General features: G+C 67.4%; 9 protein-coding genes and 2 pseudogenes. 7 read left to right on the top strand and 4 right to left on the bottom strand.

The features are described 5' to 3' along the window. Nucleotides 1-68 precede the first annotated feature (68 nt). The gene (locus ACM9NP_RS22540; protein ID WP_415648769.1) at nucleotides 69-590 is read left to right on the top strand and encodes a hypothetical protein; all 522 of its coding nucleotides are present in this window, start codon (nucleotides 69-71) and stop codon (nucleotides 588-590) included. Nucleotides 591-608: 18 nt separating this feature from the next. On the opposite strand, the pseudogene ACM9NP_RS23985 reads toward ACM9NP_RS22540, so the two are convergent. Beyond that, nucleotides 609-716: pseudogene (locus ACM9NP_RS23985) on the bottom strand (IS5 family transposase); the annotation flags it as partial. Nucleotides 717-1,024: 308 nt separating this feature from the next. Between ACM9NP_RS23985 and ACM9NP_RS22535 the strand changes: the two are divergent. Beyond that, nucleotides 1,025-1,552 carry a TolB-like translocation protein gene (locus tag ACM9NP_RS22535; RefSeq protein ID WP_415648767.1) on the top strand — a complete coding sequence of 176 codons (528 nt, stop codon included), beginning with the start codon at nucleotides 1,025-1,027 and terminating at the stop codon, nucleotides 1,550-1,552. An 84-nt stretch (nucleotides 1,553-1,636) separates the two neighbouring features. On the opposite strand, the gene ACM9NP_RS22530 is transcribed toward ACM9NP_RS22535, so the two are convergent. Continuing rightward, nucleotides 1,637-1,879, bottom strand: a complete 243-nt coding sequence (locus ACM9NP_RS22530; protein ID WP_415648766.1) for a mycoredoxin — start codon at nucleotides 1,877-1,879, stop codon at nucleotides 1,637-1,639. Between the two features lie 168 nt (nucleotides 1,880-2,047). On the opposite strand from ACM9NP_RS22530, the gene ACM9NP_RS22525 reads away from it, so the two are divergent. Together ACM9NP_RS22525 and ACM9NP_RS22520 are read left to right on the top strand one after the other, a co-directional pair. Next, nucleotides 2,048-4,114: an ATP-dependent DNA helicase UvrD2 gene (locus ACM9NP_RS22525; RefSeq protein ID WP_415648765.1), complete on the top strand. Its 2,067-nt coding sequence runs from the start codon at nucleotides 2,048-2,050 to the stop codon at nucleotides 4,112-4,114. 646 nt (nucleotides 4,115-4,760) lie between these two features. Further along, nucleotides 4,761-5,105 carry a WhiB family transcriptional regulator gene (locus ACM9NP_RS22520; protein WP_415648768.1) on the top strand — a complete coding sequence of 115 codons (345 nt, stop codon included), beginning with the start codon at nucleotides 4,761-4,763 and terminating at the stop codon, nucleotides 5,103-5,105. 556 nt (nucleotides 5,106-5,661) lie between these two features. Here ACM9NP_RS22520 and ACM9NP_RS22515 read toward each other — a convergent pair. Then, nucleotides 5,662-6,978 carry an ABC1 kinase family protein gene (locus ACM9NP_RS22515; RefSeq protein WP_415648764.1) on the bottom strand — a complete coding sequence of 439 codons (1,317 nt, stop codon included), beginning with the start codon at nucleotides 6,976-6,978 and terminating at the stop codon, nucleotides 5,662-5,664. Between the two features lie 152 nt (nucleotides 6,979-7,130). Between ACM9NP_RS22515 and ACM9NP_RS22510 the strand changes: the two genes are divergently transcribed. Continuing rightward, a complete protein-coding gene (locus ACM9NP_RS22510) occupies nucleotides 7,131-7,286 on the top strand; it encodes a DUF5679 domain-containing protein (RefSeq protein ID WP_415648763.1) in 156 nt (51 codons plus the stop codon). A 332-nt stretch (nucleotides 7,287-7,618) separates the two neighbouring features. Next, nucleotides 7,619-8,182 (top strand): M48 metallopeptidase family protein, encoded by a 564-nt coding sequence (locus ACM9NP_RS22505; RefSeq protein WP_415648762.1) that lies wholly within the window; start codon nucleotides 7,619-7,621, stop codon nucleotides 8,180-8,182. Between the two features lie 90 nt (nucleotides 8,183-8,272). On the opposite strand, the gene ACM9NP_RS22500 is transcribed toward ACM9NP_RS22505, so the two are convergent. Beyond that, a complete protein-coding gene (locus tag ACM9NP_RS22500) occupies nucleotides 8,273-9,505 on the bottom strand; it encodes a zinc-dependent metalloprotease (protein ID WP_415648761.1) in 1,233 nt (410 codons plus the stop codon). 230 nt (nucleotides 9,506-9,735) lie between these two features. Here ACM9NP_RS22500 and ACM9NP_RS22495 point away from each other — a divergent pair. Further along, nucleotides 9,736-10,600, top strand: a pseudogene (locus ACM9NP_RS22495) (PDZ domain-containing protein); the annotation flags it as partial.

Here is a 10,600-nt window from a genome sequence, read left to right as displayed (position 1 = left end):
GGTCGCCGGGATCGGCACCGATCGCGGCGACCTAGGGCGTGTGTCGGCAGTGTTTTAGGTTGGCTGATGTGAGTGTGCGGGCGTGGAGTTACCGATATGTCGGACCGGTCGAGCTGAAGGCTGCGGTCCGGCCTGGCAGCGGCGGGTACCGGATCAGCTCGGCGGCTGAATTCGACGACTGGATCGCTGGGCGATCGGCGGTAGAGCTGGCCGAACCGTTCACCTTCGTCATCGGAACGGACGGTGTGCTTCGGCTGGCGCCGCGGCGGAGCGAGCATGTGGCCTGCGCCGGCGGAGACATGGTTCTGAGTGCCGGCGAGATCGGCTTTGTGCGCGAAGCGGACCGGTGGGCCGTGAGCGAGGTCAGCAACCAGTCCACCGGGTACTGCCCCGATATCGGTTTCTGGTCGGAAGTCGCTCGTGCTTTGGACGACGTAGGGCTCGGGCGGCCCTCCGCCTTCACTCAAGAGGTGGTGTTCCGGCGGTGTCTTGGCTGCCAGGAGCGCAACATCGTGCGCGAGGACGACTTCGTCTGCGTGCTCTGCGGCAGGGATCTGCCGGAGACGTGGAACGTGGATCCCACTGTGTGATGGCCGAGGTTCACAGCACTCGTTGATGGCCGCGACGAGGACGGTTGCCTCGCAGCGGACGGCGAGCTGGTCGTATCGCGTGGCGACAGCGCGGTTCCTCTTGAGACGGTTGATCCCGCACTCGACCGGTACGTCCCGCCATGGAACACCGTAGGGACCCGGAACCGTATGCCGTCGATCAACTGCCGCCCAGGCCAGACGCGCGGCCGCCCCGCCTTCGTTGCCTTCGGCGCAACGGCTCCAGCGTTGCCCACGGCTCGACCGTGAGATCTCCCCGACCAATGAACCGTGATCATTCACAGCCCAACATCCACTTTCGATACACGGCGACCTAGATCGGTTCGTCGGCACGAATCTCGTCGGCCAAGGCAACCGCTTCGGCCGATCCCGCATCTTCTCCTGTGACATTGACACTCGACAAACGGGAGAACACCATGCGACACACCCGACGGGCGATCACGGGTGCGGTGCTGGCGGGGGCGTTCGCGTTCCTCGGCGCCGATTGCGGAGCAGCGGGCGACGGCGACTCGGCCGATCCGGACGCGAGTCCGACCGACCCGAACGGCGTCGCCTATCCGCCATCGGGTGAGGTGGCCGAGGATCTGTCCGGCACCTTCTACTCGGTCGTCGAGACCGACGATTCCGCCACTGTGTACAGTTGGTCCGCCGATGGCGATCCCACCGAGGTTCTGGAACTGCCCTCGGTCAACTTCATCACGATGTCGCCCGACGGGCGGTATGTCACCTGGGTGCAAACGGGCGGTGAACGCACACACCAGCTGATGATCCACGACCTGTCCTCCGATGAAGAGGACGTCATCGCGGACATCGAGCTGGCTGGCCACAGTGTCTACGCCGAGCCGACCTGGTCGCCGGACGGTCGACCGATGCTGCTGGTCCAACCGGACCCGGGCGGCGAGCTCTCCTGGTTCGACGTCGAGACGGGCGACACCTCGCGGTAGGCGTACGCCGAAGAAGGCGGTCGATCGAGGAGACGCCGGGTCGAAGCGCCCGGGCCGAACCGGCCCGGGATTCGAGCCGTCTCGTTACGCGGAGGGAACCGCGAGCTTCTCCCTGACCTGGACGATTGTCGGGTTCGTCAGGGTCGAGCCGTCTGGGAACTTGACTGTCGGCACGACCGCGTTCCCGCCGTTGATCGACATCACGTAGTCGGCCGAAGCCGGGTCCTCTTCGATGTCGACGACCTCGTATTGGATGCCCTCGCGGTCCATCTGGTCCTTGAGGCGTCGGCAGTAACCGCACCAGGGGGTGGAGTACATCGTGACCATTGTGAGGCCGTGCCTTTCGGTGAGTTCGTGGGGTTTCGTCGGGTCGACCGGGTGAACGTCGTCGCCGGCGCTCGTATTCCGGACGGTGACCCGTTTCTCTTATACCCCCCTAGGGTACCTAATGGGGCGGCTGTTCGGTGTCGGACCCCGATGAGAGCATGGACAACTGTGACGTTCGCGCATGCACGAGAAGTACTGACCGGCCTCGACGACGACCAAGCGGAGGCGGTGTCGGCCGAGCCCGGCCCCGTCTGCATTCTCGCGGGCGCGGGCACCGGGAAGACACGTGCGGTCACCCACCGTATCGCCTACCGGGTTCGGCGGGGCGACCTGCGCGGTCAGCACGTACTCGCGGTCACCTTCACCGCTCGCGCCGCCGGTGAGATGCGCGACCGCCTGCGCGCGCTCGACGTCACGGGCGTCAGCGCGCGAACCTTCCACGCGGCGGCGCTGCGGCAGCTTCGGTTCTTCGGGTCCCGGGTTTATCGGGGCGAGATGCCCGAACTCATCGACTCGACCATCAAATTCGTCGGCATCGCGGCCGCCAGAGCCGGTGTGCGGGCCGACGCGTCCCGTCGTCGTGATCTCGCGACCGAACTGGAGTGGGCCGCGTCGATGCTCATCGGTCCCGACGAATATCCGAGCGAGGTGGCCCGTCGTGATCGGATCGCCCCCATGGACGCCGCCGATATATCCAAAGTGTACTCAGCGTATCTGGAGGCGAAGCAGCGCGCACGCGTCATCGACTTCTCGGATCTGCTCGCCGCCACCGCCGCCGCGATCGAGGAACACGCCGACATCGCCGAACAGATCCGCTCCCAGTACCGGCTCTTCATCGTCGACGAGTACCAGGACGTCAACCCGCTCCAGCAACGACTGCTCGACGCCTGGCTCGGAGATCGGGACGACCTCACCGTCGTCGGGGACGCGAGCCAGACGATCTACACCTTCAACGGCGCCACCTCCCGCTATCTCATCGACTTCTCCCGTCGCTACCCCGACGCCCGCGTCGTGCGCCTCGTGCGCGACTACCGATCGACCCCCCAGGTCGTCGGCCTCGCCAACGAGGTCATCGCGGAGGCCCGCAGCGGTGAGGCGAAACTGCGGCTCAAGCTGGAAGGTCAGCGCCCGCCCGGCCCCGACCCGCACTTCGACACCTACCCGGACGAAGCCGCAGAGGCCACCGCCGTCGCCCGACGGTGCGCGCGGCTGATCGCCGAGGGAACCCCCGCCCGCGAGATCGCCGTCCTCTACCGCACCAACGCGCAATCCGAGGCGTACGAGACCGCGTTCGACGAGATCGGGGTTCCCACCGTCGTCGCCGGCGCCGAGAGGTTCTTCCAGCGCGCCGAAGTCCGGTCCGCGATCGTCGCCCTGCGCCAGGCCGTGCACACCGACGAGGGAACGGAACAACTGCGGGACACCGTGATCACCGCGCTCGACGCGATCGGCTGGCGCCCCGACCAGGCTCCTCCCGGCGGCGCCGCCCGCGAGAAGTACGAGGCGGTGGCCGCACTCGTCCGACTCGCCGAGGATCACTCCGAACTGAGCCTGTCGGCGTTCGTGGACGAACTGGGCCGTCGCGCCGCCGCGCAGCACGCGCCGACCGTGGAGGGTGTGACCCTCGCGTCCCTGCACGCCGCCAAGGGTCTGGAATGGGACGCCGTCTTCCTGGTCGGTCTCGCCGAGGGCACACTGCCGACGAGCCGCGCTCGGACGACGGCGCAGCTGGAGGAGGAGCGGCGCCTCCTCTACGTCGGCATCACACGAGCCCGCGAACACCTGCACCTGTCGTACGGCCTGATGCGGTCCTCCGGTGGCCGCGAGCGCAAGCCCAGCTCCTTCCTCGCGGGCCGCGGCTTCCCCGGTGAACCGGTGACCGTCGCCGCCGGTAAACCCCGGACGAAACGTTCGAAGGCGACCCGGCAGGCATGCCGGGTGTGCGGAGCGACACTCGACGAGGGCCGGACCCGCAAACTCGGCCGCTGCGAGACCTGTCCATCTGATATGGACGAAGCTTTGTACGATCGACTGCGGCAGTGGCGAAAGGAGACCGCCACTGAGGCGGGAGTGCCCGCGTACGTGGTGTTCACCGACGTCACCCTCACCGCGATCGCCGAGCGTCGTCCACAATCGGAGGCCGAGCTGGTGGGGATCGCGGGCATCGGGGCGCGTAAACTCACGACGTACGGCGAGGCTGTGCTCTCGCTCGTGCGGGGCGAGGAACCGTCTTGACGGTCCACCGTTCAGGTGAGTTCGGCTCGGCCGAACGGTGGATTCGACAATAATTTCGAGAAACGCCCGATAATTCAGTTGCGAGTCCGCGAGGACCGGGCATAGCCTGGCAACGCTGTAGGAGAACGAGGCCGCGTAACCGCGGCCCGTCGATGTGAGAAGAGGAGGTGCTTCCTGTGGGAACTATCAAGAGCTATCGCGACGTCTTCGTCAACGTGCTGCCCCAGGTGCTGTCCGCCTCTGATCATCGTGGAGCGCGATGCCTCGCGCCCACAGTCGAACGGCTCCACGGGATCAGTGTGTCCACCGTCGATAGCGCGCAGCGCCGACGCGACGGTCAAATGTCCCTCAACCTAGGCATTTTTGTCGATGCCTCGGTCGAGCCGTCGGCTCCGGCCACGGGTGGGACGACCGTCAAAAACGTCGTCAAGGGAGCAAAGCGCGGGATTCCGCCTCGAGAAGGACCGGTGAAACCAGGCTGAAAAGCCTTCACCACCGGCTCACCTCGAGGCCGCGAAACCCGTCACCGGGATTCGCGGCCTTTTCGTTTCTCTGAAATAGCCCGTTCTGACCAGCGGATATGCCGCAGGTCCGGACACCAGAAGGACCAATGCAGATCACGACCGAAAGAGAGGTGACCGGGGTGTTGACCCTCGGCCCCGGTTTGCGCGAGCAAGCCATCGAACAAGGCAGGGACCTTCCCTGTCGGCAGTACAACGCGGACCTCTGGTTCGCCGACACGCCTACCGAACTCGAATACGCGAAGTCGCTGTGCGGCGACTGCCCCGTCAAGCTGGAGTGCTTGGCTGGAGCCATGGACCGCCAGGAGCCCTGGGGCGTCTGGGGTGGCGAGATCTTCGAGGCCGGCGCCGTCGTCGCCCGGAAGCGGCCCCGTGGCCGGCCCCGGAAGGACGCCGCCGAAGTCGAAGCCGCCGCTCAAGCCGCGCTCGCGGAGCGCACCGCTGGCCTGTTGGCCGGAAAGGCGGCGTGACATGTCGCAGTACGACAAGCCACACGGCGTCGCGACGTCGCCCGTCCCCCGTGCGACCTCGCGTATCGAGTCCACTCACCTCACGGTGACGCGAAGCCTGATCAGAAACGGAACCACCAAGATGCATCTACTCAATGAAGCCTTGGCTCGCGCGCGAATGCGTGACCTATGGCGCGGAGAACATCGGCATAAACGGTTGGCGTTGCGCGCTCTGCGCGACGCCAAACGGACCCGGCGGTAACGCCGAAGGTCGATGACGATCCGATAAGGAATGACCGCCGTGTCGCCTGTGAAGGCGACACGGCGGTCCTCGTATGTGCTGTCGGTCCTTCGTGGTCCGTGCACCGGCCTTCTTACCGTCGACATTTGACGGGTCGAGCCTTGCCGGATTCGCCATGGACGATCGCTCGCCGAACGATCGCGGCGGAGGCGTCGCGCGTGAAGACAAGCGGCGCAATGGATCTCCGGCGGGTTGAGGATTCCTCGCGGGGACGAGCTCGGTGCCGCACGGTCAAGGCCGTTCGCGATCGCCTAACCGAGGCGGGGTGGGCTCCTCCTAAGAAGAAGGCGCGAAGCCCGGCAGCCACTCCTCCAGGATGGAGCGCCAGGACGCGGCGGCCTCCAGCTGACACAGGACACCGATCGATCCCATCGTCACCCGGTGAATGAGCAGGTAGGACGGCGGGAGGTTGAGCTGTTTGCCCATCGTGTAGGCCGGGCTCTTCGGGTTGGCCAGGCGGGCGGCCTCGGTACGGAGCCATTCGCGGCTGAGTCGGAACTCGTCGGAGGCGATCGGCGCCAGCATCGGCAGCAGATAATCGAGGACGGCCTCGGCGTCGAGGTCACCCCCGTTCGGAATGAAGCCTTCGGCGCGCAGTCCGTCGAGGACCGCCTCGGCGTCGCCGTCGAGAGCCGCGCGGACGAGCGGTCCGATCGGAGCGGGCAGCCCGTCCGGGAGCCGCGCGACGGCGCCGAAGTCGAGGACGATGAGCCGGCCGTCCTCCGCGATCCGGAAGTTCCCCGGGTGCGGGTCGGCGTGCAACAGGCCCGCCCGCATCGGGCCGGAGAAGTGCAGCGTCGACAGATGGTGGCCCGCTCGGTCGCGTTCCTCCTGGGTGCCGTCCGAGATGATCGAGGAGAGCGGGGTCCCCTCGGCCCATTCGGTGACGAGGACGCGCGCCGACCCGGCGATGACCTTGGGCACGAGGATGTCGGGATCACCGGCGTAGGCCTTGGCGAACGCTCGCTGGGACCGGGCTTCGAGGGTGTAGTCGAGCTCCTCGACGACGCGATCCCGCAGTTCGGCGATGAGGGGCTTGATGTCGAGGCCGGGCTGGATGACGCGGAACAGCGCCGCGACCCTGCCCAGTTGCTTCAGGTCCGACACGAGCGCGTCGCCCGCTCCGGGGTACTGGATCTTGACGGCGACCGTCTTGCCGTTGGACCACACGGCCTTGTGCACCTGACCGATGCTCGCGGCGGCGGCCGGCGTGTCGTCGAAGTCACGGAACCTGTCCCGCCAGTTCTCGCCCAGTTCGGCGGCGAGAACCTTGTGAACGCTCGCGGCGGGCAGCGCGGGCGCGGCGTCCTGGAGCTTCGTCAGCGCGGCCCGGTACGGGCCGGCGAGGCTGTCGGGCAGCGCCGCCTCGAACACCGACAGCGCCTGGCCGAGCTTCATCGCGCCGCCCTTGAGCTGTCCCAGGACGCTGAACAGCTGTTCGGCGGTGCGTTGCTGGATCTTGTCGCTGATGACGTCCTCGGCGAAACCGGTGACTTTCTTGCCGAAGCCGAGCGCGGCGCGCCCGGCGAAGCCGAGGGGCAAGCTGGCGAGCTTCGCAGTTCGGGAGATGGCGCCGCGGGGTATGTCGGTCACCTTCCCATCGTGCCACGCTGGTGCTCGTTCGGCCTGCTCCGTGCCTGAGAATGCGTACGCCACGCGGCGCGGCTCGGCTGTGTTGTGACGGTTTCGTGGCATCCTGTGCCCAGGCGGTGGGGAGATTCCACGCCTGAATACACGAGGGGGCCATGATGGCGACGTATAACGGCTACTGCGTCAAGTGCCGTGAAAAGCGCGATTTCGAGGGTGAGGTTGTGGAGAATGCGGCGGGGCGCCGCATGGCCAAGGGCGTTTGCCCCGTGTGCGGGACGAAGATGAACCGCATCCTCGGGAAGAACGACTAGCGGCCACCCCGTCGGCGCGGGCTCGCGGTCGGGTGATCGCGAACCGTCATCTTCGAGCCGACGCCGCTCGTCCTCGGCGAGCTACCGCCCCCGCCCGTGTCTCGAATGTTGAGACATGGACGGGGATTTTTGTGTACATATCGGTTCGAACCCGGTCGAATCAGGCGTTCCCACTCTGTACGGAAGTGGCACCGGCTGGATAGCGTACCCACATGGCCGCAATCCGCTATCTCCGCAGCCGAGAACCCCAGGCTGTGACGGCGAGCGCGGTCCAACGCTGACAACGCCCCAACCCGCGCCTGTCTGCGCGGGTGTTAGTTAGGAACCTCGATATGGCTCGTAAAGCTAGCCCGCCCGTCGATGTTCGCCGTAGCGCTCGGCGTCGACGGACGGTCTCGGCGTACCGGGACGGTGAGCGTGTGGTCGTGCTCATCCCCGATCAGTTCACTCGCGCGGAGGAGGCCGAATGGGTCGACCGGATGCTTGGACGGCTCAGTGAGCGGGATAAACGGGCAGGTCGGGGCGGTGACGCCGCGCTGAAGACGCGGGCCGTCCGTCTCGCTCGCAAGTACTACCCCGACCACCCGGAGGCCGCGGCGCCGGCGAGCGTCCGCTGGGTCGACAACCAGAACAGCCGCTGGGGCTCGTGCACGCCCGACGACGCGACGATTCGCCTGTCGTCGCGGTTGGCGTCGATGCCCGGTTGGGTCATCGACTACGTCCTCCTGCATGAGTTGGCTCACCTCGTCGTCCCAGAACATGGACGTCGATTTTGGACACTGGTCGAGCGGTACCCGAAGACGGAGCGGGCTCGCGGTTACCTGGAGGGCATCGCGGACGCCAGCCTGGCCGACAGCGACGACATTCCGTCGCCGCTGCCGAGGCAGCGGCGCTGAGCAGGTCCGACATGCGCCAACGGTGACCACGGATCGTGGTCGGGCGGCGCGGTCCTTTCCACGGAGGCTTCGGGGGCTCTCGCGTGGACGTCAGGCCTTGGCGGGAGGCGGTTCGGGGCCGTCGTCGTTGTCGTCGTCCGTGTCCTCCTCGCGTTCCTCGCGCGGGTCGTTGACGGCGAGCTGATCGAATATCGACATATCCAGATCGCCGAAGTCGGCTTCGGCGAAGGTCCCCGGCGAGGCGACGTCCTCCTGCGTCGGCATCAGGTCCGGGTGCGCCCACAGGGCGTCGCGCCCGTCGACTCCGCGATCGCGCGTCATCTGCTCCCAGAACACCGTCGCCTCACGCAGCTTCTTCGGGCTGAGCTTCAGGCCGACGAGCGCGGAGAACGTTCGCTCGGTCGGGCCGCCCGTCGCGCGACGACGCCGCGCCGACTCGGCGAGTTTCGCCAGGGTGGGCAGTCGTTGCCCGGCGGCCTCGGTCGCGACGCACGTCACCCAGCCGCCGATGAGGGCCAGCATGTGTTCGAGCCGGGCGAGCGCCGCGCGCTGCGCGGGCGTGTCCTCGGGGCGGAAGAGTTCCGTCAGGTCGATGTGCTGCACCGCGTCGGCGTTGGTCAGGTCGAGGTCGCTCGCGAGCGACTCCATCGCGGAACGGTCGATGTGGATACCGGCGGCGTACGCCTCGACCGCGCCGATGACGTGCGCGCGAAGCCACGGGACGTGGCCGTACAGGCGGTGATGCGCGGTCTCGCGCAGCGACACGTACAACCGCACCTCGTCGGGGCCGACGTCCTCGAAGCCCTCGGCATAGGTGTTGAGGTTGCCCGGTAGCAGCGCGGCCGTTCCGGCGGGGCCGAGCGGCAGCCCGACCTCCGTGGACGACAGGACCTCTTTGGACAGTTCGGCCATGGCCTGTCCGACCTGGGCGCCGAACAGCGACGAACCGATGCCCTGCATGAGATTCGCCATCGGGCCCAGCATGGACCGGACGTCCTCCGGAACGAGATCGGACAGGGCCGCGGTCATCTTCTCGGCCAGCGGCTCCGACAACGCCCTCCAGGTGGAGGTCGTGTTGTCCAGCCACTCGCGGCGCGTCCACGAGGCGGCCGTGGTCAGCCCCGACGGGAACGTCGTCGCCTCCTCCAGCCACAGGTCCGCGAGGCGCAGCGCGTCAGCGGTCGCCTTCCTGTCGGACGCCGACACGGCGGGGTCGTCACCCAGGTGGGATGTGGCCAGCTGCTTCGCCAAGTCCCAGTTCACGGGACCGGACGACGCAGCCTGCGACATCATCTGTTGCAGCTGAGCCATCATCTGCTGCATGCGCGGGTCGTTGGGGTCGGGAAACCCGCCGGGAAACCCGCCAATTCCGAAAGGCGTATCAGGACTCACCACTCCACGGTACGTCAAAGACCTGAAGCTCAGCTGAATCGACGCCGCCGTCGCGTACGCCGATAGCGAAGCCGACCCGACCGGGCACGCGTGGCGACGCCGGTGCGTCACCGCGAACACCGGCCAGGGTCGGAGCGGTCACGCCTGAGTATGCTCGCCGCATGACTCGGCGAGGTTGGACGGTGGTGGTCGGCGCGGTGCTCGTGCTCGCGTTGACATGGCAGGCGTTGTCCATGCGGGTGGCCTATGTGGCCCTCGGTCCGGGGCCGACAGTGGACGCCTTGGGCGAGTTCACCTACCAGGACGACACGTACGACGTCATCTCCGCGAACCCGGACGTGTCGAGCGTTTCGGAGGGGCAACTTCGGTTGGTCACCGTCCGCATCTACGACGGCATCAATCTCGGTCAGGCGCTCTATTACTGGTTGTCGGGCGACTACGCGGTCATCCCGCGCGAGTTCCAGTACCCCGACGACAAGAGTGACGAGGAGATCGCCGCCGAGCAGAAGAAGATGTGGGTCACCTCGCAGTCCGCGGCGGAGACGGCCGCGCTGCGGGAGCTCGGGCACGCGGTCTCCGTGACGGTGACTGGAGTCGAGGACGCCTCGCCGAACGGCGACCTGTCCGATGGGGACGTGATCACCGAGGTCGAGGGGGAGGACGTCACCTCCGGCCAGCGTCTTCTCGAACTGATCGCCGAGGCCGACGCGGCCGAGCCGGGCGAACCCGTCGTCGCGACCGTCGACCGTGACGGCGAGACCGAGGACGTCAAGCTGACGCTGGAGCGCGCCGCCGACGGCAGCGTCACCATTCCCGGCGTCGAGATCGAGCCCGTCCAGGAAGACCCATACGACTTGACCGTCACCACCGAGGGCCTCGGGATCGGTGGCCCGAGCGCCGGGCTGGTGTTCGCCCTGGCGATGATCGACCGGGTCGATCCGACCGATCTCACCGGCGGCCTCATCATCGCCGGCACCGGCGAGATCGACGAGGAGGGCAACGTCGGTCCGATCGGCGGCGTCGCGC

The sequence above is a fragment of the Stackebrandtia soli genome (assembly GCF_965137155.1).
GTDB lineage: Bacteria > Actinomycetota > Actinomycetes > Mycobacteriales > Micromonosporaceae > Stackebrandtia > Stackebrandtia soli.
Note: the sequence above shows the minus strand (reverse complement) of the source record. Positions and strands in the feature narration are given on the sequence as shown.

What these genes read in the sequence shown, in the direction of transcription:
- ACM9NP_RS22535 (WP_415648767.1), top strand. Translation starts at nt 1,025, where the DNA reads ATGCGACACACCCGACGGGCGATCACGGGTGCGGTGCTGGCGGGGGCG.
- ACM9NP_RS22530 (WP_415648766.1), bottom strand. Translation starts at nt 1,879, where the DNA reads ATGGTCACGATGTACTCCACCCCCTGGTGCGGTTACTGCCGACGCCTC.
- ACM9NP_RS22510 (WP_415648763.1), top strand. Translation starts at nt 7,131, where the DNA reads ATGATGGCGACGTATAACGGCTACTGCGTCAAGTGCCGTGAAAAGCGC.
- ACM9NP_RS22505 (WP_415648762.1), top strand. Translation starts at nt 7,619, where the DNA reads ATGGCTCGTAAAGCTAGCCCGCCCGTCGATGTTCGCCGTAGCGCTCGG.
- ACM9NP_RS22500 (WP_415648761.1), bottom strand. Translation starts at nt 9,505, where the DNA reads ATGCAGCAGATGATGGCTCAGCTGCAACAGATGATGTCGCAGGCTGCG.